We start from the raw sequence: 24,333 nt of genomic DNA, 5'->3' as shown, positions 1-24,333 counted from the left end.
CGCTACGCGAGAATCCAACGAAAATCGAGGCCGCCCGCTTCTCCAGGCATGTCTACGCGCTCTGCGAAGTCGTCGGATCTCAGGCGGATCGCGGCAATGTCACGCTTCGGATAAAGCCTGATGCGCCGCGCGAACAACCGCGTCGACCGTAATGTCGAACTTGTCGTACACATCCTTGATTTTCCCGGACTCGCCAAAGCTGTGCATTCCGACGAACCGGCCTTGCGGACCGATGTACCGCTCCCATCCCAGTTCGACGGCCGCCTCGACCGCGACTCTCGCAGGGGACGTGCCGAGCACGGCCCGTTGATAATCGCGTGGCTGTTCCTCGAAGAGCAGGCGGCACGGCATCGATACAACGGCTGTCGGCACTCCTTCCTGTTGCAGGATGTCGCGCGCCTGGACGGCGAGGTCGACCTCCGAACCTGTCGCGAGCAGCGTGAGTTGGCGCGGCCCGCCATCGGCCTCCCGCAAGACATAGGCGCCCCGCGCCGACTTGTTTTCGTTTCCAGGCTCGTTGCGCAGAAGCGGCACCGGCTGGCGCGACAATGCGAGGAATGCAGCCCGGCGGGGCTGTTCGAGAATCAGCTCCCAACATTCTGCCGTTTCGACTGGATCGGCCGGCCGGTAGACGGCGAGTTGGGGAATGGCCCGAAGGGCGGCAAGGTGTTCGACGGGTTGATGAGTGGGGCCATCTTCTCCGAGACCGATGGAATCGTGCGTCATCACGAAGATGGATCGCACCCGCATCATCGCGCTCAACCGGATCGCCGGACGGCAGTAGTCCGAAAAACACAGGAAGGTGCCACCGTACGGAATGAGGCCTCCATGAAGCGCGATGCCGTTCATGGCCGCGGCCATGCCGTGTTCGCGCACGCCGTAGTGGAGGTATGAACCTTTGAACCGGCCGGGCTCGATCGCGATCTGGTTCTTTGTCCTCGTATTGTTGGACTGCGTCAGATCCGCGGAGCCGCCCAGCAATTCCGGAATCGCGTCGACGAGATGATCGAGCACCACACCGCTGGCCTTGCGGGTGGCCATTGCACTGCCACTGGCAATAAACGCCTGCCGTGCCGCCGCGATCGCCGCCTGCCAGTTATCCGGAAGCTTTCCGGCATTGCGCCGGTCGAATTCGGTGCGTAGCGCCTGCGGCGCCCGGCGGACACGCTCGTCCCAAGCGAGTCTCGTCTTGCGGCCGCGCGCGCCGATCTCCCGCCATGCTTTCAGCAAGTCATCCGGGATTTCAAACGGCGGCGAATGCCAATCGAGGGCTTGGCGTGCGCCCGCGATTTCATCCTCGCCCGGGGCATCGCTATGGGCTTTCTCGGTTCCAGCCTTCGTCGGAAAGCCGAACCCGATGATCGTCTTGCATGCGATCAGGGTCGGCCGGTCAGGCGTTGCGCGGGCGGTCGCGATAGCGTTCCGGATCGCATCCGTGTCGTGACCGTCGATTTCCAGGACGTGCCATCCCGCCGAGTGAAAGCGCTCGATCTCGTTGTCCGAGACCGCGAGCCGGGTGGCGCCGTCGATGGAAATCGAATTGTTGTCCCAAAACGCGATCAGTCTGCCCAACCGTAGGTGGCCGGCCAACGAAATGGCCTCGTGGCTGATGCCTTCCATCAGGCAACCGTCACCGAGAAATACGTATGTGTAGTGATCGACGAGATCGTCGCCGAAGTGCGCATTCATCACGCGCTCGGCCAGCGCCATGCCGACGGATTCCGCGATGCCTTGTCCGAGGGGACCGGTAGTCAGTTCGATTCCGTCGGCGTGCGAGTACTCCGGGTGACCCGGCGTCTTGCTGCCGACTTGCCGGAACCGCTTCAGCTCGTCAATGGTCATGTCGGCATAGCCGGTGAGATAGAGAAGGCTGTAGAGCAGCATCGACGCGTGTCCGTTGGAAAGGATCAACCGGTCGCGATCGATCCAGTGGGGCGCCGATGCATCGAATTGCATGAACTCCTTGAACAGGACCGTCGCGACGTCAGCCAGCCCCATTGGCGCACCAGGATGGCCGCTGTTGGCTTTCTGTACTGCGTCCATGGTGAGGAAGCGGATACAGTTCGCCAGCGCGCGAAGATGGGGGTCTCGTGGGGACGGTATTGCTTTTGCAGCCGTCCTGGAGTTTGCGGTGGGATCGCTCATCGGTTCTCCTGTTTTGGTCGGGAAAGACGAGGCTGCGGTGCAATATGCATACCTTCTCGACGGTGATGGGGTCTCTGGCTGGTTTGGGATTCGACCCTTTTGTCATACCCGGATTCAGATGTCGTAGCGCCAGCTAAATACAGATGTCGCATGTTTCATCGGCTTTCCATCCTTCAGCGTTGAAGTGCCAGGCCTGAAGCAGCAGGGCGCTTACGTTCACCCGCGGGCCTTCGCAGACCGCCGATTCGATTCAGATTGATGTGTTTGTGAAGCGACCTGCAAGATGGCTGCTTCGATATCAGCTTCCGTGAACGCACGCTGTTTCTTGGCACCGGGTAACGATGCCTTGGCTCGTACCGGTAGCCCTCGATTGGCTCGCGACGGGGAACCCGAGATCCGCCGGTTATCACGCTGCGCCTGAACCGCTTCAGCCACCTGCAGTGCGTGACTCAGACGCTTGTGCTCGATGATCGCGCCTTGATCGACCTCTGCCAGCTTGTCGTAAAGGCGACATCGCAATACCTCGCCATCGGTCCGTATTTCGACCCGGCCATCCGGGTACTCCCAGACGTCGATGTAGCGATGAATCAGCTTCCGATTCTCGAGCGTATCGTCCAACAGATACAGCACCCGGTCGTACAGCACCGTCAGCGACTTCGAAACTCGGCGCGTTTCGCGCCAGGTCAGCAATTGGTCCAGATTCTCGTCACCTCGCAGCGGCCGGTGCGCATTGAAGTCGCTGCGCGGTGGCTTGGCGAAGCGCGCGTTATACATGACGATGAAGGAGGGCACATAAGCATTGGCGTCGGCCACCGTGCTGATGCCGCGCAATCGCATCTCCTTGACCAGCCGGTCCTGCAGCGTCAGGTGTGCTCGCTCGACACGTCCCTTGGCCGAGCTGCTGTTCGCGCAGAACGTGTCGATGTTCAATTCATACATGGCCCGGCCAAACTGCGTCACGCTGCTGCCGGTCTTGCCCGCGGTTGCGCTGCGGAACACGCTGTACTTGTCGCTATAGAACGCCACCGGCTTGCCGTAACGCTCCAGATACGCCCGCGTGGCCTCGAAGTAGCTGAAGGTCGATTCGGTCGCCGTAAAGTGCAGATGCATCAACCGGCTCGTCGCGTCGTCGACGTACACCAGCAGCGTGCAGGCCGGCGCCCGTTCCTCGAACCATCGATGATCGCTACCGTCGATCTGGATCAGTTCGCCCAGGCAGGCCCGGCGCGCTCGCGGCTGGTAGACCTTGGGCGGCCGTTGCCGGCGCGGAATCCAGAGCCCAGCGTCTGTCATCAGCCTTCTGACCGTTTCCTTCGACAACTGCAGCCCATGGCACTCCCAGAGCTTCTCGCAGGCCAGCGTCGGCCCAAAATCGGCGTAGCGCTCACGAATCAGGCTCAAGGCGCGATGAGCGAGATCCTCAGGCAACTGATGGTTGCTGGCGTGGCCACGACGCTGCGAAACCAGCCCGACCGGGCCAGCGGCGCGATACCGGGCGACCAGCCGTTCAATCTGCCGTCGACTGATCCCAAGTCGCTCCGCGGCTCGCCAAGGCATCAGACGCTGCTCGATCACGGCTTCCACGACCTTCAGACGATCCAGCTCCCGCATGCTCATGGTGATCAGTCCAGGTTGGCCCACGATGCGCTCCGGCAGTTCGAACCGCCGCCAGCATGCGCCGAAACCCTCGAACTACGACATTTCAACTTTGCCCAGATGCGACATTACTACTTTGCTCTTACACCTTTTAAATTGATAAACAGCATTATGTAAAATTGCAAGAACCATTGATGAATTGTGGAGCTAACTAGCATTCTTGCGACCGGACGCGAGTCCATTCAAAGAAAGCGAGCCCTGACAGAGCTTTCTGCACCTCCGTCGCCCCTAGATTTCAATGTTTTATCTAAGGGGTAGCGTCGAGTAGGAACAACATAGGTTGTCAAGGATCGGCGTGCCGTCTGGGTTTCCAGCCTGTCATCGGCGGGGCCGTCACCAAGAAAACGTCATGAGGAGGACTCTCCGACCGAATGAACTCGGCTGCCCTTTTGTTATTTCGTTGGGCAGTGTCCAAGTCAATGGGAGGATCAGCGCCATCCCAAATACAATCGACTCTCGCTTCGAATCCGGGGTTACGCCAGATTCCACCTTCGATTCGAGCGACAACCACACCATGTTTGGCTGCTTGCTCGCAAACAGCGATTGCCGCTTCTGCCGTGAGTTTCATCACGATACTGCCAGCAAGGGAGAAAAAATCATTCGATGAATCGTATACGCGGTGATGATCGATATTCATTGTGTTCATTTCCATTTGATCCGACCATCGGGAATCCATGTTGGATCATTCTTCCCGCTCACCTGGAGAACTTCTCCGGTTATGTCATTTACTATGACATAACCATCCGGTGACCCATACACAGTCGCCGGGTCATTTCTGGGAATACCATCCGGAGTCTTCGATGCCCCCCGATTGTCCATCGTCGTCCCTGCAGGGCCATCGTCAACGGTCGCCTGAACCTCTTTATCCGTCCACCCGCGCTCGTCGATCTGCCGCGCGATTTTGTCGTCGATAATGAGATTGCGTGACGCTGGTTTCGGCCATCAGATCGCGCGAGAGCCATCGACCCGATACGTCATATTTCCAACAACCTCTATCAGGCGTGTGCAGCACGTTCGAGCACTTCGCGCGCGGCGCGCCCTAATACCTCTTCCGACCATTGATTCACGCTCTCCCCTGCAACGGCCGCCGCGACGCCTACGGCCGCGTGTGTCTCAGGATTGAGTCGCGGCATCAGCTTTCCAGACGCAGGCTTTTGCGGCGATCGCCCCATGCGTGCGCATTCTTCGAGATAGTGGTCGACGGCCGCATGAAAATCCTGCGTCAGCTCGGCGACCGTCTCACCGTGAAAACTGATCTTGTCGTCGACGCCGAGCACGTGCCCGACAAAAATATTGTCGCGGCCGTCGAAATCGACGCGAGCGTAATAGCCCTTGTACGTCATTGCGTTTGTCATGGCTTTATCTGCTATTCGTTGAACCAGTCGCGCGCATCCTCCACCTGATAGCGCTTTGCCTCGTGGATGCGGGCGATGCAGGTATCGGCGCCCCCCGTTCAGCTTGAAGGCGATGCGCGACCCGGCGCTTGCGTGAATGCTGCCGCCCAGCGCGACAGCCAAAGCTTCGATATCCGCGCACACGATGCCGCCGAAGGTTGGCTTCGTATAGATCGCGGTCAGCGTGCGGGCGCGTTTCGTTTTCATGGGTGGGTGATATCAGAAATTGATATCACCAAACGGGCGAATGATAGCAAAATGGGCTATCTCGCCCTGCTTCCCGGCGACGCGATAGCAGGCCGCTGGCGCCGCCGGCCGTTGGGGCGGTCTCGGGTATTCCTGCGAGGCCGCAAGCCCGGCAGGAGGCGGACGTCGGCCGGTCGGGCCGGGTTAGGGGCCGGGGCAGGTGCACAAGCTCCGACCCCGCGCCCGGAAATCGCAGTCCCCTCCCCGCCGGCCTCTCTCTAAATAGGTCGTTTTTGATGCACCGACGGCCAACCGCGCAAACGCCACCAGCGCGGGGTTCCGGGTACTTCATCTGATCACACCTGCCTCGCCCGAATATCACAAAGTTTCGACGTTATCCACCGCAGTGAGCCGCCTCCGATATTCCCGCCGCACCCGACATAATCATTTAAAATTCCTCACCAAATACCGACTTGATTAACGGCAGCGAAATGAAAAATCAATAATAAAGAAAATATCTTGTAATTATAAAAACGACCTCCTAGCATCCCCCTGCTGTTCGCGACATGTCTTGTTTAAAAGTCATCACTTGATGCATTCCTCGAACAAACCCATTCATAACCTGGGGAATTACATGAAGAAACTGTCCCGACTGCTGCCCATCACCGCGATTACCATCGCGAGTCTCAGCGCTTTTGCCCAGGCCGGCGACCCGCCGGCCGCGGTCGACAAGGCGCTGCAACTGATCCAGCAGAACCCGGCCGCCTTCAGTGTGGCTACCGGCGGCACGGCACGCACGTTGAAGTTCGCGGGGCCGCAAGCAACCGCACCGACCGATGGCGATCAGTTCCAGGTACGTGACGTGATCGTCGATCCCGACGGCACCGAGCACGTGCGCTTCGACCGGTTCCATGCGGGCCTGCCCGTGATAGGCGGCGACGTGGTCGTCCACTCGAGCAACGGGCAACTGAAGCAGGCCAGCGTGACCCAGCTCGCACCGATCAATCTCGCCGGCACGATCGGCAAGGTCGGGAACCGCGCCGTGGTGCGCAACGCACCCGACGTAGGCGCGACGCGGGCCAGGCACATCGCGGCCGCGCGCTTCAACTCGGACGTGCGCCGCGTCGACGACCCGGAACTCGTCGTGTTCGCACGCGACGTCACGCCGACGCTGGCCTATGCGGTACGCGTCTACGGCAAGGCGACCGACACGCACGGCGACGCCGTGCTGTACTACGTCGATGCGCGCACCGGCACCGTGCTCGACGCACAGGACCTGATCAAGACCGCCGCCGCGACCGGCACCGGGCGCTCGCTGTACTACGGCAACCTGACGCTCACGACGGACCAGACCGGCACGAACGCGTACCGGATGCTCGACCCGGGCCGCGGCGGCGGTTCCGTCTACGATGGCCGCGGGCTGAGCTCTGACGAAGTCGAACAGGCGACCGACCTGCCGATCTTCACGAGCAGCACGAACGTGTGGGGCAACAATACGACCACCGACCGGCAGACCGTCGCGGCAGACATCGACTACGGGCTCGCGTTGACTTGGGACTACTACAAGACCACGCACAACCGCAACGGCATCTTCAACGACGGCCGCGGCGTGAAAAGCTACGCCCACGTGGTGTTCAATACCGGCAGCGGCACGACCGGCGCGAACGCGGCATGGCTGTCGTCGCGCGTGATGGCATACGGCGACGGCGAGCCGGGCACGCGCCTGCCGAAACCCGTGGTGTCGGTCGACGTTGCCGGGCACGAAATGAGCCACGGCGTGACCGAGGCCACCGCCAACCTGAACTATTCGGGCGACGCGGGCGGCCTGAACGAGGCGACGTCCGACATCTTCGGCACGCTCGTGAAGTTCTACGCGAACAATCCGAACGATCCCGGCAACTACGTGATCGGGGCGCGCGTGGTGAGCGGCGGCCTGCGGAAGATGTACAAGCAGGATCTCGACGGCCGGTCGTACAGTTGCTATCCGTCCGGCGGCTTCTCGTGGTCGAATCCGCGCCACGATCCGCATTTCACGTCGGGTGTCGGCAACCGCTTCTTCTACCTGCTGTCGGAAGGGCCGACGGTGCCGTCCACCGACACCGGCCTGTCGAGGACACAACTGGTCTGCAACGGCGACACGACCTTCAGCGGGTTGGGCCGCGACAAGGCCGGCAAGATCTGGTACCGGACGCTGACCGTGTACCTGAACGCCAACTCGAGCTACCCGAACGCGCGGCGTGCGTCGATCCAGGCGGCGAATGACCTGTACGGCGTGAACTCGGCCGAAAGCGCGACGGTCGCGCGCGCGTGGAGCGCGGTCGGGGTGAACTGACGGCGTGCGGGTGAACGCGTCGATCGCCGGACGGCGCGTGGCGGGCCTTGCTTCGGAGCAAAGCCATTCGGTCATCGTCACGCGGCGCTCGAGTGAATGACGGGAACATGCCAACCGGCCGCCTGTACGCACAGGCGGCCGGTGGCGCCGCGGGTTTCGCATCACCCCGCCGCGACCAGCGGATTGAACGACGTGTCCCACAACGGCGCGACATGGGCCGGCCCGTCCAGCACGCCGATGCGGGCAAACACGTCCGCGACCTGCTGGTGCTGGGCGACCACGTCGGGCGTCACCGGCAGCAGCGCGTAGTCCTCGCTGCGCTGGTCGAACATCGTGACGAGGTCGGCAACCGGCACGCGCGTCTCGCGATTCTGCGCGATGGCGTAGTCGCGGAAATGCCCGTTCGCCCACGCATACGCACGCCGGAACCGCAGCAGCAGATCGCCCGTTGCCGCGCGGCGGCGCGCGTCGTCGAGCGTGCGCGGATTCGCGTACACCGGAAAATTGCCCGACAGATAGCCCTTCCCCGTTTTCAGCACGCGGGCGCCGTAGCGATTGCGCGCGAGCTGGCCGTTGTAGCCATAGATCGCCCACGCGTCGATGTCGCCGCGATCGTACGCGGACAACCCGTCGGTCGGAGACAGGTTGATCGGCTGGATATCGTCGAAGCTCAGGCCGGCTTCGGCCAGTTGTCGATACAGGAAATAGTGCGAGGTCGTCGCGCGCACGTAGCCGACGCGCTTGCCCTTCAGATCGGCGATGCCACGAATCGGCGTGTCCTTGCGCGCGAGCGTGACCTGGTTGTTCAGGTCTTCGCGCACACGCGAGATGAATCTCACATTGGCTTTCTGGCGCGCGGCGAACACGGCGGGAATTTCGCTACCCGAACCGATATCGAGCGCGTCCGCGTTGAGCGCCTCGATATGCAGCACGCCGTTGTTCAGCTCGCGCCAGTCGATCCGGTACGGCGTGTCGCCGAGCCCGGCTGCCTGCAGCAGCGCGCGCCAGCCGCCCTTGTAGGTCGCGACGCGCAACGTCGTGCCGGCCAGATCGGCGTCGGCGGCCGGCGCGGCGAACGCGGCCAATGGATGCGCCGCCACTGCGGCGCCGGCAAGCAGCAGGCGGCGACGTACTGCCGACATTGACGACATCGGATGCTCCTGTCGATCGGATGGAATAGGATGGAAAGCGAAACCGCCGCGTCAATGCAGCGCCGGAAAGCCGTGGCGCTCGGCCAGCAGTTCGAGGATGCGGCGCGCGTCGGTGACGAAGCGCACGTCGCCGAGCGTCTGCGCATCGTCCGGCGCGGGCCGGTCGCGGCCCAGCACGAGCACCGGCAGACCCTGGTGCGCGTCGTCGAGCGCGTCGATCACCGCAGGCCGCGGCCGCTCGAAGCCGACGCGCTTCACGTCGAGGCGCGCCGCGAGATCGGGCGCGCTCGCCAGCAGCCCCTCGATCGGCAGTCCATGCGGACAGACGAAGCGCTGGCCCGGATGCTTCGGATCGGCAAAGCCCGGTTCCAGCAGAAACAGTACATCGCGACTCATGTCAAACGGCTCCTTTGTCGTTGATCGGCCCAATCGGCAAGCGCGCATGCCGAGCGCCTTGCCGCTCACGAGGCATGCTGGCCCGCGGCCGGATGCCAGACTCTACCGTTGCGCCCCGCACGGTCCTACCAACGTTTTGCGAAATCGATATGCGAACGCGCATAGCGCATCGTCCGGTCGCCGCCTAGCGGTCGTTGCGTAAACGCATCGCCGTGCAAACGACGGGTATTGCGCATATCGAATGATTTCATCGATCGATATGACCGCATACGTGCATTTCCGGCGAGCGACGTTCGCGGTCGGCGCGATGCGTTCGCCGCAGCAGGCGCGCCGGACGCGATCGCGGCGCACCTGCCGGGCCGACGGCAGCGCACATTACAAATCGGCCGCGCAGCGAATTACAAACCACGGATCGGCCGTTCATCGGCGCGTCCATCATCAATAGCATCGTGATCCTCACAAACGTACTGATAAAAACAGAGGATGGTCATGATCAAAAAAACGGTGGTACTGGGTTTGGTTTCGATCGGTTCGGTCGGCGCGCATGCGCAGAGTTCGGTGACGTTGTACGGCGTGGTCGATGCCGGCATCGCGTATACGAACAACCAGGGCGGCGCGAGCAACATCCAGCAGACGAGCGGCAAGCTGAGCGGCAGCCGCTGGGGCCTGAAAGGCGCGGAAGATCTCGGCGGCGGCGTGCAGGCGGTCTTCACGCTCGAAAGCGGGTTCCGCCCGAGCGACGGCGGACTCGGCCAGGGCGGGCGCCTGTTCGGCCGCTCCGCGTACGTGGGCCTCGGCAAGAAAGGCCTCGGCACGCTGACGTTCGGCCGTCAGTACGAGCCGATCACCGATCTCGTCGCGCCGTACTCGGGGCCGGGTTTCTGGTCGCCGGCCACGCACGTGGGTGACAACGACAACCTGAACCAGAGCTTCCGGCTGAACAACGCGGTGAAGTTCCGCAGCGACACGATCGCCGGCTTCACGGCCGACCTGCTCTATGCGTTCAGCAACCAGGCCAATGGCGGTGCAGGCACCGGGTTCTCGAACAACAACGCGTGGGGCGCATCGGCGAACTACGTGAACGGGCCGCTGTCGTTCGGCGGCGGCTATGTGCGGTTCAATCATCCGAATGCGGCGTCGAATACGAGCGGCGCGGTGGGCGGTGCGACCTCGACCACCGGCAACGACTACAGCGGCGCGTTCTTCTACGGGCTGAACGGCGGCGTACTGAAGCAGCAGATCGGCGCGGTGGGCGCGAACTACGCGCTTGGCCGCGCGACGCTCGGCTTCGCGTGGAGCCACACGCAGCTCGACTATCTCGACGGCTCGTCGCGCAAGTTCAACAACTACGACGTGAACGCGCGCTACCAGCTCACGCCGGCGGCCACGCTGATCGGTGTCTATACGTTTACCGACGGGCGCGCGAGCGGCCTGCCGGGCACGAGCGGCCAGACGCTGAAACCGCGCTGGCACCAGTTCACACTCGGGTTCGACTATGCGCTGTCGAAGCGCACCGATATCTACGTGTCGGGCATTTACCAGCTCGCGGCCGGCGATGCGAGCACCTCGACCTCGGGCGGCTATCGCAAGATCGCGGCGATCTCGAACATCGGCAGCGCATCGTCGACGAATCGTCAGCTTGCATTCGTCAGCGGGCTGCGCGTGAAGTTCTGACGGCATGCGCATCGGGCGCGACGCAATCGTCACGATAAGCAAAGCGGGAATCGTTGTTTGCCGCGCCGCGCCCGGTTGCCGAAAATGATCGTTTCCCTGCGCGCGGCTCCCGCGTGCGACACGCGTTCGACCATGACCGATTCCCGTTTCCCTCCCCGTGCGCCGCGCGCCGGCCGACGCGCGGCGCTGCGTCAGCTCGCCGGCGGCTGGGCGGCCGCGATGCTGCCCGCCGGCGGCGCGCTCGCGAGCCCGCCGCTCGATGTGCCGCCGTGGACGCGCGCGCCCGGCGCGCCGCTGCTGTCGCCACCGTACGGCGTGCCGGGTCAGCACGAGCGCGACGTGATCCGTCGCAGCGCCCGCCCCCCTGCGCTACCCGGTTCCGGCTCGTCGATGACGCCGCTCGCCGACCTGTTCGGCGACATCACGCCGAACGGGCTCGTCTACGAGCGTCATCACGCGGGCGTGCCGGACATCGATGCGCAACGCCATCGCGTCGTCGTGCACGGCCTCGTGCGCGAGCCGCGCGTCTTCACGCTCGACGACCTGCTGCGCTTCCCGTCCGAATCGCGGATCCACTTCCTCGAATGCTCGGGCAACACCGGCAGCGAATGGAACGGCCCGAGCGGGTTGCCCGTTCAGTTCACGCACGGGTTGCTGTCGTGCTGCGAATGGACCGGCGTCCGGCTGTCGACGCTGCTCGACGAAACGGGCATCGATCCCGACGCACGCTGGCTGCTCGCCGAAGGCGCGGACGGCGCGGCGATGACGCGCAGCCTGCCGCTCGACCGGATCCTCGAGCGCGCGCTGGTCGTCTATGCGCAGAACGGCGAACGGCTGCGCCCGGAGAACGGCTACCCGGTGCGGCTGATCGTGCCGGGATTCGAAGGCAACACGAACATCAAGTGGCTGCGACGGCTCAAGCTGGTGCGTGCGCCGGAGATGACGCGCGAGGAAACGTCGAAATACACGAACCTGCTGCCCGACGGCTGCGCGCGGCAGTTCGTGTTCGAGATGGACGCGAAGTCGGTGATCACGCGGCCGTCGGCCGGCCATCGGCTCGCCGCGCACGGCTATTACACGATCGGCGGCTACGCGTGGTCGGGCCGCGGCCGGATTCGCGCCGTCGACGTGTCGACCGATGGCGGCCGCACGTGGCGCCCCGCGCGGCTCGCCGGCGACGTACGCGACCGTGCGCTGACGCGCTTCGAGGCCGACTGGGTGTGGCGCGGCGAGCCGGCCGACCTGCAAAGCCGCGCGACCGACGAGACCGGCTACGTACAGCCGACCCGCGACGCGCTCGTCGCCGCGCGCGGCCTGAACTCGCAGTACCACTACAACGGCATCCAGAACTGGCGTGTCGACACGGACGGCGAGGTGCGCAATGCGTAAGCCGCTCGCTTGCCTGCTGGCGGCCTGCACGATGACATCGGGCGCGTTCGGCGCCGGCTTCGGCCTCGGGCAGCCGGTCGATCGCGCGGCGTTCGCCGCGTGGGACATCGACGTCGCGCCGGACGGCAGCGGCCTGCCGCCCGGCGCGGGCACGGTCGTACGCGGCGGCCATGTGTTCGCCGACAAATGCGCGATGTGTCACGGCGCCGGCGGCGAAGGCAGCGTCGGCGATCCGCTCGTCGGCGGCATCGGCTCGCTCGCGAGCGCGAAGCCCAGAAAGACGGTCGGCAGCTACTGGCCCTACGCGACGACGCTGTTCGACTACATTCGCCGGGCGATGCCGTACAACGCGCCGCAATCGCTGAGCGCGGACGACGTCTATGCGGTCACCGCGTACGTTCTCCACCTGAACGGCATCGTGCCCGGCGACGCCCGGCTCGACGCGCGCACGCTGCCGCGCGTGCGGATGCCGAACCGCGACGGCTTCGTGCCCGATCCGAGGCCGGGCAAGCTATGACGCGTCCCGCACCGCTTGCCGCCGCATCGAGCCGCGCACCCGCGTGCGTCGCGCCGCACCTTTCAGCAAGGACCCCGTGATGAGCGATCCCTCCGTCACCGCCCCGCTCGCGCCGTCGCCGTTCGTCGACGTGCGTTCGCCGGCGGATTTCCCCGACAGCCCCGTGTCGCGCACGCTCGCGCAGCCGTTGATGCTCGGGCTGTTCCTGCCGATCCAGACCGGCGGATGGAGCGCATCGACGCTGCCGCGCTCGACCGACTGGACGTTCGACTACAACGCCGATCTCGTGGCGCGCGCCGAAGCGCTCGGCTTCGATCTCGTGTTCGCGCTGTCGCAGTGGCTGCCGAAAGGCGGCTACGGCGGCGTGTTCGACGGTCAGGCGCTCGACTCGTTCATGACGCTCGCCGCGCTGACCGCGCGCACCGAGCGGATCATCCTCGTCGCGACGAGCCACGTGCTGTACGGGCCGTGGCATCCGCTCCATTTCGCGAAGTTCACCGCGACGCTCGACCACATCTCGCGCGGACGCTGGGGCATCAACGTGGTGACCGGCCACCGCGCGATCGAGCACGAGATGTTCGGCTGGAACCGGATCGAACACGACCGGCGCTACGAGATGGCCGCGGAATTCCTCGACGCGGTCCAGCAGTTGTGGGCGCAACCGGACAATTTCAGCTACACGCCCGAACTGTCGAGCTGGCGGCTGGGCGGCGCATTCGTGACGCCGAAGCCGCGCTACGGCCGCCCGCTGCTGATCAACGCAACGGGCTCCGACGCGGGCATCGCGTTCGCCGCGCGCTATTCGGACATCGTGTTCGTCACGAGCCCGGCCGGCCCCGACGCCGAACGCGCGATCGACGCGCTGCCCGCGCACACCGCACGCGTGAAGGCCGCCGCCGCCGCGCGCGGCCGCACGATCCGCACGCTGCTCAATCCGCTCGTGATCTGCCGCGAGACGGCGGCCGAAGCGCGCGCGTACCGCGACGCGATCGTCGCGCATGCGGACGAAGGCAGCTTCCACCGCTTCGACAGCGACGCACACGCGTGGCGCGGCGGTTTCGAGCAGCGTGCGCAGGCCGCCGCACGCGCGATCGGCGGCAACATCTCGATCACCGGCGCGCCCGACGAAGTCGCCGATACCATCGTGCGGCTGCACCGCGCGGGCATCGACGGTATCCAGTTGAGTTTCTACGATTTCAAGCCCGATCTCGACTTCTTCGGCGAGCGTGTGCTGCCGCTGCTGCGCGAGGCCGGCTTGCGGCGTTGAAGCCCGATTTGAAACGCGGCGCGCCGGCACAGCCATAGCCGGCGGTGGCCGTCGTCAGAACACGCGCCCTTCGGTCAGGTGCGTCGTCACGCCGTTCAATTCGTAATCGCCGACCACACGCGCCTTGTGTAGCAGCGGGTTGTGGCTGAAGATCGTGCGCAGGTTGCGCCAGTGGCGATCGAAGTTGTGCGTGCGCGCCGTCGCCGACGCGCCGCCCACTTCGAACAGCCGCTCGGCCGCATGCAGCGCGAGCTTGCTGACGATCAGTTGCGTGCGGGCAGTGGCGAGCGCGCTGTCGAGCACGAGCGCATCCGCATCGGCGGCGCCCGCTTCGATTGCGTCGGCGGAGCGGTCGAGCGCGCGCGCGTTTTCTCGCACGAGCGCATCGATCGCGTGGCTGTGCGCGGACAGCTCGCCGACGATCTGCTGGACGAAATGATCGTCGCGCGCGGTCGGCGCGGGGCTGTGCAGCGCGGGACGGCCGTGCGCGAGCACATAGCGGCGCGCGTCGGCCACCACGTTGCGCACGATGCCCGCGCCCGTCGCGACGAGATGAAGCTGCCGCAGCGCGCCGCAATGACGGCCGACGAGCGTCGATCCGTCGCGCGGGGCCACTTCGTCCGCGAACACCTGCACGTCGTTCAGCAGCAGGCTGCCGCTCGCGGTCATGCGCTGGCCCATGCCGTCCCAATCGTCGAGCACCTGCAGGCCGTCGCGCGCCACGGGAATGATCACGGCGAGCGCGTCCCCCTGCTCGTTCTCCACGTTGATGCGCGCGAAATCGGCGAACGCGGTGCCCGTCGAATAGTATTTGCGGCCCGTCACGCGATGGTGATCGCCGTCGCGGCGCAGCACGGTCGTGTTCTCGCCCGGGCGCGACGTGCCGCGCTCGGTCGACGCGCCGCCGAAGATCGCACCGGCCAGCACGCGCTCGAGCTGCACGTCGTTGAATGCGGTGCGCGGCGACAGCCGCAGCGTCTCGGTCTGGTCGTAGTGGATGCGCAGCGCGTGCGCGAGATTCGAATCGGCGGCCGCCAGCGTCGCGATCGTATCGAACAGGTCGACCAGCGTGCCGCCCAGGCCGCCGCGCGCGACCGGAATCCGCAGCGCGCCCAGCGCCGAGCGCCGGAAGATCGCGAAGCCTTCGAACGGCAACTCGCGACGCGCCTCGCGCTGTGCGGCATCGTGCCCGATCGCGGTCGCGAGATCGGGCAGCGCGGCAAGCGCGTCGCGCAATGCTTCACGCGGATCGACGGCGTCACGGGCAGTCATTCGGCAGGTCCTTGTTTGGGGAGATGGGGAGCGTCGCGGCAACGCGCGACACGGCGTCCGTTACACGGCGTCTGTTACACGCGTCCGTTACACGCGTCCGTTACACGCGTCCGTTACACGCGTCCGTTACACGCGTCCGTTACACGCGTCCGTTACACGCGTCCGCAAAGTATAGAGACGCGCTCACTGCGCGTGAAAAACCGATTTCAGCTTACGTTATGCCCGCGCCGGGATTGATCGCGAACGGACGCGTCAGTGCTGAATGCCCCACCGCCGCACGGTCGCGCGTTCGAGCGTATCGAATACGAGGTTCTCGACCAGCAGCCCGATCACGATGACGGCCGCAAGCCCCGCGAACACGCGGTCCGTATACAGCTCGTTGCGGTTCTGGAAGATGTACCAGCCGAGCCCGCCCTGCCCCGCGCTGGCGCCGAACACGAGCTCGGCCGCGATCAGCGTGCGCCACGCGAATGCCCAGCCGACGCGCAGCCCCGACAGGATCGACGGCAGCGCGGCCGGCACGAGGATCAGCGCGATCTGGCGCAGGCCCGTGAGCCCGTAATTGCGCCCGGCCATTTTCAGCGTGGCGGGCACGCCGGCGAAGCCGGTATACATGCTGAGCGCGAGCGGCCACAGCACCGCGTGCACGAGCACGAACAGCAGACTGCCGGTGCCGAGCCCGAACCACAGCAGCGCGATCGGCAGCAACGCGATGGACGGCAGCGGATTGAACATCGACGTGAGCATCGTCAGCAAATCGCGGCCGATGCGCGTGGATACCGCGAGCGACGTCAGCGCGAACGCGAGCAGGACGCCCAGCGCATAGCCGCGCAGCAGCACGGACATCGAGATGCCGGTCTTGACCAGCAGTTCGCCCGACTCGATGCCTTGCACGAACGCGGCCAGCGTCGCGCCGAAGGTGGGGACGAGCAGATCGTTCGCGACGATGCGCGCGACGATCTCCCATGCGGCGATCAACACGAGCGCGATGACGCCGCGGCGAAACCACGCGGCGCCGGCGACGCGGCGCAGCAACGGCGCCGGCGCCGCGCGCTCGGCATCGGGCGGCGTGTCGAGCGTGCGCGTGTATTCGGCGCGCACGGGCGGCAGCGGCGGCAGGACCGGATCGATCGTATTCATGATGCGGCGTCCTCCGTCGTCGGTGCTTGCGATGTGTCGGTGTCGAACAGCAGGCGGTGGATCCGCGCGACGTTGTCGCGGAAGTCGCCGGTGTCGACGTTCGCGAGCGAATGTTCGTGACTGTTGAGCTCCGCGCGCACGCGGCCCGGATGCGGCGACAGCAGCAGAATCCGGTTGCCCACCACGAGCGCCTCCTCGATCGAGTGCGTGACGAACAGCAGCGTGAAGCGGAATTCGTCCCACAGCCGCAGCAGTTCCTCCTGCATCTTGCGGCGCGTGAGCGCGTCGAGCGCGGCGAACGGTTCGTCCATCAGCAGCACGCGCGGCTGCATCGCCAGCGCCCGCGCGATCGCGACGCGCTGTTTCATGCCGCCCGACAGCGTATGCGGATACGCATCGGAAAACGTGCTCAGCCCGACCTTGTCGAGATAGTGCAGCGCGCGCTCGCGTGCCTCGGCGCGCGACAGCTTCGCGGCGGCGCGCAACGGAAACGCGACGTTCTCGACGACCGTCTTCCACGGCGGCAACTGGTCGAATTCCTGGAACACGACGATGCGGTCGGGGCCCGGCCCGCGCACGGGCCGGCCGTCGAGCGCGATCGAACCCGACACGGGCTCGATGAAGCCGGCGATCGCCTTCAGCAGCGTCGACTTCCCGCATCCCGACGGGCCGAGCAGCACGAAGCGGTCGCTGCCGTATACGTCGAAGCTCACCTGATGCGTCGCGCGAACGATCCGCGTGCCGCTGCGGTATTCGAGGCTGACCTGGTCGATCGCCAGCAGGCGTTCGCTGTGCGTGCCGGCCGGTGCGGCGCTCGCGGCCGGGCGATCGCCGGCACGTGTATCGGGCACGGCGGACGCGGCCGGCGACACGCCGCCACGTGCCGCATACGGCGGCAACCAGGTTCGGGGAGAAGTGGCGTTCACGATCGAATCTCTTGCGGGGAAAGCATCAACATACGGCCGGGCACCGTGCGGACCAACCATCGATTGCGCATATCGAAACCGCGCCGACGCATAAGCGTCGATCGCGGCGCCGCGGCATCGGCGCCGCTCAACTGCCGCCTGCCGTCGCGGGATCGTCGAAGAAATAGTCGCGCCACGACTTCGGCTCGTTGCGGATCGCCCCGGTGCGATGCATGAACTGCGCGAGCGGCAGCGTGTTCTGCGGCGCGGTCTTGAACTGCACCTGCGGATTGCGCAGGATCTTCAACAGCAGCGCGCGGTCGATCTTCGACCCGTTCACGCGAATGTAGGTATCGGCCGCACGCTCGGGGTCGGCCGCGATCTGCCGTGCGGCATCGGCCAGCGCGGCGACGAACGCGCGATACGTCTTCGGGTTGTCGTCGCGGAATTTCTCGGTCGCGTACAGCACCGTCGCGGAGCTCGGGCCGCCGAGCACGTCATACGAATTCAGCACGATGTGCGCGTTCGGGTTGCCGGCGAGCTCCTGCTCCTGGAACGGCGGATTGCCGAAGTGGCCGGTGATCACGTTGCTGTTCGCGAGAATCGCGGCCGTCGCGTCGGGATGCGGAATCGCCTGCGTGAGCGCGTCGAGCTTGTCGAACTGCTTGTCGCTCCACTGCTTCGCCGCTGCGTACTGCAGCACGCGCGACTGCACCGACACGCCAACCGCCGGCACCGCGATGCGGTCCTTCGCGCTCAGATCGGCGATCGTCTTCACGTTCGGGTTGCTGCTCACGAGGTAGTACGGGAAATTGCCGAGCGACGCGACACCCTTCACGTTCTGCCGGCCGCGCGTGCGATCCCACACGGTCAGGAGCGGGCCGACGCCCGCGCCCGCGACATCCACCGCGCCGGACAGCAGCGCGTCGTTCACGGCCGCGCCGCCCGACAGCCGCACCCAGTCGACCTTGATGTCGAGGCCGGCCTTGCGCCCTTCCTTCTCGATCAGTTGCTGGTCGCGCGCGACGTTCAACATCAGGTAGACGACGCCGAACTGCTCGGCGATACGGATGCGGCCCTCCGCGTGCGCGGCTTGCGGGATCACCGCACCCGCGAAGGCGAGCGCGGCGGTGAGCGTGGCCGCCAGCGCGCGGCGCGCCGGCAAGAACGAAAACGACATCGGAACTCCGGTCAGGAACGGGCGGAAATGAAGGACGCGGCGCGCGGCTCAGAAAGGCGCGTCGCCTTCGATCGTCGTGCGGTACAGCTTGCGGCGCAGGTGGTCGGGCGTGCCGGCGGCCAGATGCATCAGCGAACGGTTGTCCCAGAACACCAGATCGTGGTCGCGCCACGCGTGCCGATACAGGTGCTCGGCGCGCACGCTGTGCGCGAACAATTCGTCGAGCAGCGCGCGGCTTTCGTCGTCGGGCAGGCCGACGATGCGCGTCGTGAAATGCTCGCTGACGAACAGCGCCTTGCGGCCGGTTTCCGGATGCGTGCGCACGACCGGATGAACGACTGCCGCGACCTGCGCGATCTGTTCGGGCGACAGGTTGGGACGCCACGGGCTGCGCGCCTGCAGCTCCGCATAGCGCGCGAGATACGTATGCTCGGCGCGCCGCCCTTCGACCGCGCGGCGCAAGTGGGCCGGCAGCGTGTCCCACGCGAGGTGCATGTTCGCGAACAGCGTGTCGCCGCCTTCCGCCGGCAATTCCTGCGCGTGCAGCAGCGAGCCGAGGCTCGGCTTTTCCTTGTACGACAGGTCGGAGTGCCAGAAATGACCGGCGTCGCCGAGCCCGACCGGTTTGCCGTTCTCGACGATGTTCGACACGATCAGCACTTCCGGGTGGCCGGCCAGCGCGAACTGGTGCAGTACGTGAATCTGCAGCGGCCCGAAGCGGCGGCTGAATGCGATGTGCTCGTCCGGCGTGATGCGCTGGTCGCGAAACACCAGCACGTGGTGATCGAGATGCGCGCGATGGATGCGCGCGAAATCGTCGTCGTGGAGCGGTTGCGACAGGTCGACGCCGATCACCTCGGCGCCGAGCGGCGCGTCGAACGGCACGATGTCGAAATGCTGCGCCGCGCCGTCCGGCCGCAAGGCGGGATGCCCGGCGGAAAGCGTTGCGGCGTCGCGGATGGCGGTAGTCGTCACGGCACGGCCCCTGATTCGGTCAAAACGCGAATCTACGAGGCCGTGCCGGCGTGCGTCAACGAAGCGATTCCGATACGTTTATCTGCTGCGGTGATAAAGATCGCTGCTCGCGCATACGGCGCCGCTCGGGGGATCGTGCAGCCGGTGCCGATGGCCGGAGACTCCACCCGGGTTCATCCCGCGTCAGCCTGCGCCGCGAGCCGCGCTACAGCGGCCGCGGCCGATTGCCCGAATCGTCCGGCACGTCGTGCTCGTCGGGCCGCGGCTTGCCGGCCGGATCGCGCACCTCGGTCTGGCGCGGATCGTCGGGCACGACCTTGCGCGCCTGGTCCTCCGGAATCGTGTCGAGTTCGCCGCCACCGGGCGCATGGCCGGGGCGCGCGGTCGATTCGCCACCGGGCGCCGGCTTGCGCCGGTCCGGCGCGTCGGTCGTCTCGCGTGCCGCATCGGGCGACGCGGTGTGCTGTCGTTGAGTGTCCTGCGTCATGACGTTCTCCCTGTCCGGATGCTGACTGCGCCGCGCCACGCGGCGACGGGCGGTGCGGCAGCCTGCAACGCTTCCAGCAAGCGACATGCCGTTATCGGGCTGCCTCGTCGCACGGCCAGCGGATGAATCCGCTGAAGAAATTACAAGCGACGCATCACCCGATGCAGGAACGGCAATACCCGTGGCACGCGCGATGCTCGATAGCGACATGCCGGCTGCGCGCCGGTGCCCTTTCGACACCGAGGAGGACAATCATGATCACGACGCCCGCGACAAACGCGACACCGAACGACGACGATATGACCGACACGCCGGACATTCCAGCGCCGGAGCGCGACGACCGTCACGACGACCTGCCCGACTTGCCGGACCCGACCGAAGTGGGCGAGGACGGTTAGCACGCGTGTCGCCGCGGCGCGCGTTGCCGGTCTGCGCGTCGCGCGAAGCGAAGTGCGCCGCCCGCATCACCTTACTGCTTGTTGCCCGGTTCGCGCGTTCGCTCGCCGTACGTGTCGTTGCCGCCATGCGGGCACGTCGGGATCGGGTGCCCCGCCTGCACGTGCGTCGACCGATTGCATTTCTCGCATCGAAAGTTACCGGTCTTTTCCGCCTTTTCGCCTGCATGCGCCGTCATCGTCGTCCTCCTTCCGGCTCGGCCTTACCCGCGCTTCACCGCGTACGCCGCCTTTCATGCGCGACCTCGCCGGTCGGCACCGCATCGACGTCCTGCAGCGGGTCGCCCGGAATGCGGCGCTTCGCGGACTGATCGACCGGCGAATCGGCCGTCTGCCCGACGCGCCCGTCCGCGCTTCTGCCCTCGGCATCGAGCTGCTGCTCGGCCCGCTGCCAGTATTCGTCGGCCCGGCCGTCCGGCGCGCCATCCGCCTGCCACAGCCGATACGCACGCTCGCGAACCTGCGTTTCCCTGTCTTCGTTCATGTCGTTCTCCGTGTCTGTCATGGCACTTCACCGATCCGGGCGCGCCGGCGCCGACACCGCGCCGAGCGTCGACGACATCGCGCCGTCCGCGGCCGTCGCCAGATCGCCCAGCGCGACGATGCCGACCAGCCGCTTCTGCCGGTCGACCACCGGCACGCGGCGAATCTGCGCATCTTCCATCTTCTTTTGCACCACTGAAATGTCGTCGTCCTCATAACACCAGTTCGCGGGTCCGCTGACGACGCCCTCGATCGACTCGTTCGGCGGCACGCCCATCGACACCGCGCGCACGACGATGTCGCGATCCGTCAGCATCCCGATCAGCCGCGTGCCATCGCAAACGGGCAGCGCGCCGACGTTCAGCTCGCTCATCAGCCGGGCCGCCTCGCGCAGGCTCTGCGTCGGGCCGATGGTCGCGGCGTCGCGTGTCATCACCTCCGATACACATGTCATGTTTCGCTCCTGGGTAAGCCGCCCACGGCGGCCTGCTGCACGAGCATCGCGCGTTCCAGCGGCCGCGCGCGTCAGTTCTCCGTCGAGCAACGGACCGACGTCAGGCCCGCGGATTCGACGATCCGCATCAACTGCTTCAGCATCACGTCGGCGCTGGCCGCTTCGCGCCACTGCACGAACAGTTCTTCCTCGCGCACCGCGCGTGCAGCCGTTTCGCAAAAGCTTTTCGTCCGGCACGTGAATCCCGCCCGGCTCAGCTTCGCGATCAGTTGTTCGCGCGCAACCGAGCCCGGCGGATATTCGATCGTGACCAGCGCGGTCCGGACGCGCCGCAAGCGCTGCTCGACCAGCCGCAGCGGCCAGACGACGAGCAAGGCGAGCACCAGCCCGAGCGCGCCGAGTGACAACTGGCCGCCGCCGACGCACAGCCCGATGACGGTGACGAACCACAGCGTCGCGGCCGTGGTGACGCCGGATACGAGGCCATCGCGATGAAGGATCGCGCCGCCGCCGATGAAGCCCATTCCGGTCAGGATGCCGAGCGGCAGCCGCATCAGGTCCAGCACCGAAAACGCGCCCTCCGGTTTGCCCGCCTGCAGCAGCAGCGCATTGACCTGCAGCATCGACAGACATGCGGCGAGACAGACGAGGATCGTCGTCCGCAGCCCGGCCGTCTTGCCGGATTCGCTGCGATCGAGGCCGATCAGCCCGCCCGCGACGAGCGCCAGCGCGATCCTGACGAGAACGTCGTGCCACTGCAGTACGACCGGCATCGGTTCCATGCGCGCCTCCCGTGCAAATCGTCATGTGTCGGGGCGCGAACGCCGCCGGCGACGCCTGCCCGGCGCAAGGACCGGGCCTGCTTTTCGGGTGCGGCGGCGCCTGTAGTACGTCGGACGGAATTGTAGAAAGGGGGTTCGGCGCGCACCGTGCCACCGTGGCGGAGGTGGTCGGCGCCCGTTCGCGGAATGATCGTGCGTCGCCACGCCGGGCGCAGACGGCGACGAACCGACCCGCCGCCCGCGAACATCCGCCGGGTGCCTTTCCCGGCGTAGCGGGTCGGACGCGCATGCAAAGGCGCCCGGCGCCCCTCGCTCCGTATCCGATCAGATACGCGAACGGCTCTCAACGGCCGTTTCCAGACAATCTGTTCCCGAGCGGGTACGAAATGCCGTCCCCCGGCGTCGGAAGCATCTGTTCGTTCCCGTACGAATACGAATTACCGCCCGACTTGGCGAGTTATGCGATACTGTTCCCGCTCAGATACGAAGCACGGAGAACGTCATGTCGGAGTCCCAGTCCGTCGACACGATCGGCGCGCTCGCCCACCTCATTCGTTCCGCGCGGATCCAGCAGGGGTTCACGCGGGACGAGCTCGCGAACGCGACCGGCCTGTCGCCGAAATTCATCAGTCAGGTGGAAGCCGGCAAGCCGACCGCGCAAATCGGCAAGGTCATGCTGCTGCTGGCCGAGCTCGGCGTGCGCCTGTACGCCGAGTCGTCGGTCGAGATATCCGAAGCCACCGCGCTGAAAGCCGCGCAACGCCGCAGGAGCAGCCATGGCGGCTAGAACGCTGATCGCGTCCGCCAACGGCGTGCGCATGGGCACGCTGACCGACGATAAAGGCATCTGGTCGTTCGCGTACGACCCGCAATGGCTCGCGTCACCCGCCGCGTATCCACTGTCGCCGGCGTTCCCGCTGCGCGCGGGCGTGTTCACCGACACGTCGACCGATCGTCCAGTGCAGTGGTTCTTCGACAACCTGCTGCCCGAGGAAGGCATGCGCACGTCGCTCGCGCGCGAGGCGAAGGTCGATGCGGCCGACGCGTGGGGCCTGCTCGCGTACTTCGGCCGCGAATCGGCCGGCGCGCTGACGCTGCTGGCCGATGGCGAACGCGAAGCGCCCGGCGGCCTGCAGCCGCTGCCGCTCGACGAGCTCGAACGGCGAATCCAGGCGATGCCCGAACGCGCGCTGACGGCTACCGCACCCAAGCGCATGTCGGCGGCCGGAGCGCAGCAGAAGCTGCTGCTGGTGCTGCGCGGCGACGCGCCCGACTACGCGCTGTTCGAGCCGGTCGGCAGCGAACCGTCGATGCACCTCCTCAAACCCGACATGCGTGCTGCCGGCTATCCGCATTCGGCGATCAACGAGTTCTTCTGCATGCGGCTCGCGAAGAAGATGGGGCTCGACGTACCGGACGTGCATTTCCTGCGCGCGCCGTCCGCGTGCTACGTGATCGACCGGTTCGACCGCGATGTCGCGTCCGAACCGGCCGCGCGCGTGCATACGATCGACGCGATGCAGTTGCTCAACTACGACCGCGGTTTCAAATATCAGCGGGCGAACGCACAGGAACTGGCCCGCGCGATCGAGCGCACCAGCACGAGAGCGCTCACGCGCCTGTCGGTGTTCCGCTGGACCGTGTTCAACGTGGTGGTCGGCAATGCCGACGCGCACCTGAAGAACCTGTCGTTCTTCGTCGACGCGCGCGGCTATCGGCTCGCGCCGTTCTACGACATCGTCAGCACGGTCGTGTATCACACGCCGACGCACCGGCCCGACCATCGCGGCGATCACTGGCCGCACTGCGAGCTGACGATGCCGCTCGGACATGCGACGCGGTTCGCCGATATCGACATGGACGCACTGGTCGTGTTCGGCCAGGCGCTCGGGCTCAGGGAGAAAGCGGCCGCCAGCGAACTGCGGCGCTTTCTCGAACCGCTCGATCGTCTCGTCGTGCAGGCGCTCGATGAAGTGCGGCACATCGCGCATCCGGACGCCGGGGAAATGCGATTGCTGAATTCGATCGTCGCGATGCCGATCGCGGAGATGGGGCGCGCGCTGCGGTAGACGTGCGGATAGGCTGCCGCGCGC

25 protein-coding genes are annotated in these 24,333 nt (G+C 66.0%); 8 read left to right on the top strand and 17 right to left on the bottom strand.

The genetic code is table 11. The features are described 5' to 3' along the window. Positions 1-99: 99 nt before the first annotated feature. From tkt to KPB06_RS08550, 5 genes are all read right to left on the bottom strand, one after another. The gene (gene tkt / locus KPB06_RS08570; protein WP_275905352.1) at positions 100-2,145 is read right to left on the bottom strand and encodes a transketolase; all 2,046 of its coding nucleotides are present in this window, start codon (positions 2,143-2,145) and stop codon (positions 100-102) included. Positions 2,146-2,361: 216 nt separating this feature from the next. Continuing rightward, a complete protein-coding gene (locus KPB06_RS08565) occupies positions 2,362-3,762 on the bottom strand; it encodes an ISNCY family transposase (RefSeq protein ID WP_059578342.1) in 1,401 nt (466 codons plus the stop codon). Between the two features lie 322 nt (positions 3,763-4,084). Next, positions 4,085-4,438: a colicin immunity protein gene (locus KPB06_RS08560; protein ID WP_081066470.1), complete on the bottom strand. Its 354-nt coding sequence runs from the start codon at positions 4,436-4,438 to the stop codon at positions 4,085-4,087. A gap of 5 nt (positions 4,439-4,443) precedes the next feature. Next, positions 4,444-4,713, bottom strand: coding sequence for a colicin E5-related ribonuclease (locus KPB06_RS08555; RefSeq protein ID WP_226094343.1), 270 nt, complete (start codon positions 4,711-4,713; stop codon positions 4,444-4,446). An 83-nt stretch (positions 4,714-4,796) separates the two neighbouring features. Further along, positions 4,797-5,402: a toxin-antitoxin system HicB family antitoxin gene (locus tag KPB06_RS08550; RefSeq protein ID WP_226094339.1), complete on the bottom strand. Its 606-nt coding sequence runs from the start codon at positions 5,400-5,402 to the stop codon at positions 4,797-4,799. 613 nt (positions 5,403-6,015) lie between these two features. Between KPB06_RS08550 and KPB06_RS08545 the strand changes: the two genes are divergently transcribed. Continuing rightward, positions 6,016-7,713 (top strand): M4 family metallopeptidase, encoded by a 1,698-nt coding sequence (locus KPB06_RS08545; RefSeq protein ID WP_059575176.1) that lies wholly within the window; start codon positions 6,016-6,018, stop codon positions 7,711-7,713. 161 nt (positions 7,714-7,874) lie between these two features. Here KPB06_RS08545 and KPB06_RS08540 read toward each other — a convergent pair whose 3' ends face one another. Both KPB06_RS08540 and KPB06_RS08535 read right to left on the bottom strand, forming a co-directional pair. Continuing rightward, positions 7,875-8,864: an ABC transporter substrate-binding protein gene (locus KPB06_RS08540; protein ID WP_059575174.1), complete on the bottom strand. Its 990-nt coding sequence runs from the start codon at positions 8,862-8,864 to the stop codon at positions 7,875-7,877. 51 nt (positions 8,865-8,915) lie between these two features. Then, complete coding sequence (locus tag KPB06_RS08535) at positions 8,916-9,260, bottom strand: DUF3088 domain-containing protein (RefSeq protein WP_006481897.1); 345 nt, start codon at positions 9,258-9,260, stop codon at positions 8,916-8,918. 489 nt (positions 9,261-9,749) lie between these two features. Between KPB06_RS08535 and KPB06_RS08530 the strand changes: the two genes are divergently transcribed. The 4 genes from KPB06_RS08530 (at position 9,750) to KPB06_RS08515 (ending at position 14,107) form a co-directional block, all read left to right on the top strand. After that, positions 9,750-10,934 carry a porin gene (locus KPB06_RS08530; RefSeq protein ID WP_059575242.1) on the top strand — a complete coding sequence of 395 codons (1,185 nt, stop codon included), beginning with the start codon at positions 9,750-9,752 and terminating at the stop codon, positions 10,932-10,934. Between the two features lie 132 nt (positions 10,935-11,066). Beyond that, the gene (gene soxC / locus KPB06_RS08525) at positions 11,067-12,323 is read left to right on the top strand and encodes a sulfite dehydrogenase (protein WP_059575239.1); all 1,257 of its coding nucleotides are present in this window, start codon (positions 11,067-11,069) and stop codon (positions 12,321-12,323) included. Continuing rightward, on the top strand, positions 12,316-12,840 hold the full coding sequence (locus KPB06_RS08520; RefSeq protein WP_059575170.1) for a c-type cytochrome: 525 nt from the start codon (positions 12,316-12,318) through the stop codon (positions 12,838-12,840). Before soxC ends, KPB06_RS08520 begins: the two co-directional genes overlap by 8 nt. A gap of 79 nt (positions 12,841-12,919) precedes the next feature. Continuing rightward, positions 12,920-14,107 carry an LLM class flavin-dependent oxidoreductase gene (locus KPB06_RS08515; protein ID WP_059575168.1) on the top strand — a complete coding sequence of 396 codons (1,188 nt, stop codon included), beginning with the start codon at positions 12,920-12,922 and terminating at the stop codon, positions 14,105-14,107. Positions 14,108-14,161: 54 nt separating this feature from the next. Here the strand turns inward: KPB06_RS08515 and KPB06_RS08510 are convergent, their stop codons facing one another. From KPB06_RS08510 to KPB06_RS08485, 6 genes are all read right to left on the bottom strand, one after another. Next, entirely contained in the window at positions 14,162-15,379 is a 1,218-nt protein-coding gene (locus tag KPB06_RS08510) for an acyl-CoA dehydrogenase family protein (protein ID WP_059575166.1), read from the bottom strand. A gap of 252 nt (positions 15,380-15,631) precedes the next feature. Beyond that, entirely contained in the window at positions 15,632-16,519 is an 888-nt protein-coding gene (locus tag KPB06_RS08505; protein WP_059575165.1) for an ABC transporter permease, read from the bottom strand. Continuing rightward, complete coding sequence (locus tag KPB06_RS08500; protein WP_059575163.1) at positions 16,516-17,505, bottom strand: ABC transporter ATP-binding protein; 990 nt, start codon at positions 17,503-17,505, stop codon at positions 16,516-16,518. Before KPB06_RS08500 ends, KPB06_RS08505 begins: the two co-directional genes overlap by 4 nt. Positions 17,506-17,572: 67 nt before the next feature. After that, on the bottom strand, positions 17,573-18,604 hold the full coding sequence (locus KPB06_RS08495) for an ABC transporter substrate-binding protein (protein ID WP_275905353.1): 1,032 nt from the start codon (positions 18,602-18,604) through the stop codon (positions 17,573-17,575). 48 nt (positions 18,605-18,652) lie between these two features. Next, complete coding sequence (locus KPB06_RS08490; protein ID WP_059575159.1) at positions 18,653-19,579, bottom strand: TauD/TfdA dioxygenase family protein; 927 nt, start codon at positions 19,577-19,579, stop codon at positions 18,653-18,655. A gap of 205 nt (positions 19,580-19,784) precedes the next feature. Next, positions 19,785-20,066 (bottom strand): hypothetical protein, encoded by a 282-nt coding sequence (locus KPB06_RS08485; RefSeq protein ID WP_059575157.1) that lies wholly within the window; start codon positions 20,064-20,066, stop codon positions 19,785-19,787. A 254-nt stretch (positions 20,067-20,320) separates the two neighbouring features. Here KPB06_RS08485 and KPB06_RS08480 point away from each other — a divergent pair, with 254 nt between their 5' ends. Continuing rightward, entirely contained in the window at positions 20,321-20,464 is a 144-nt protein-coding gene (locus KPB06_RS08480) for a hypothetical protein (protein WP_179231826.1), read from the top strand. A 71-nt stretch (positions 20,465-20,535) separates the two neighbouring features. On the opposite strand, the gene KPB06_RS08475 is transcribed toward KPB06_RS08480, so the two are convergent. The 4 genes from KPB06_RS08475 to KPB06_RS08460 form a co-directional block, all read right to left on the bottom strand. Then, positions 20,536-20,700 (bottom strand): zinc ribbon-containing protein, encoded by a 165-nt coding sequence (locus KPB06_RS08475; RefSeq protein WP_059575154.1) that lies wholly within the window; start codon positions 20,698-20,700, stop codon positions 20,536-20,538. 35 nt (positions 20,701-20,735) lie between these two features. Continuing rightward, complete coding sequence (locus tag KPB06_RS08470) at positions 20,736-21,005, bottom strand: DUF2934 domain-containing protein (RefSeq protein ID WP_179231825.1); 270 nt, start codon at positions 21,003-21,005, stop codon at positions 20,736-20,738. A gap of 27 nt (positions 21,006-21,032) precedes the next feature. After that, a complete protein-coding gene (locus KPB06_RS08465) occupies positions 21,033-21,458 on the bottom strand; it encodes a CBS domain-containing protein (RefSeq protein WP_059575150.1) in 426 nt (141 codons plus the stop codon). Between the two features lie 71 nt (positions 21,459-21,529). Continuing rightward, entirely contained in the window at positions 21,530-22,240 is a 711-nt protein-coding gene (locus tag KPB06_RS08460; protein ID WP_059575148.1) for an MgtC/SapB family protein, read from the bottom strand. A gap of 502 nt (positions 22,241-22,742) precedes the next feature. On the opposite strand from KPB06_RS08460, the gene KPB06_RS08455 reads away from it, so the two are divergent. Next, on the top strand, positions 22,743-23,027 hold the full coding sequence (locus tag KPB06_RS08455) for a helix-turn-helix domain-containing protein (protein WP_059575146.1): 285 nt from the start codon (positions 22,743-22,745) through the stop codon (positions 23,025-23,027). Continuing rightward, positions 23,017-24,309, top strand: a complete 1,293-nt coding sequence (locus KPB06_RS08450) for a HipA domain-containing protein (protein WP_059575144.1) — start codon at positions 23,017-23,019, stop codon at positions 24,307-24,309. The genes KPB06_RS08455 and KPB06_RS08450 overlap by 11 nt, the downstream gene beginning before the upstream one ends. Positions 24,310-24,333 lie beyond the last annotated feature (24 nt).

The sequence above is a fragment of the Burkholderia semiarida genome (genome assembly GCF_029268935.1).
Taxonomy (GTDB): Bacteria; Pseudomonadota; Gammaproteobacteria; order Burkholderiales; family Burkholderiaceae; genus Burkholderia; species Burkholderia semiarida.
Note: the sequence above shows the minus strand (reverse complement) of the source record. Positions and strands in the feature narration are given on the sequence as shown.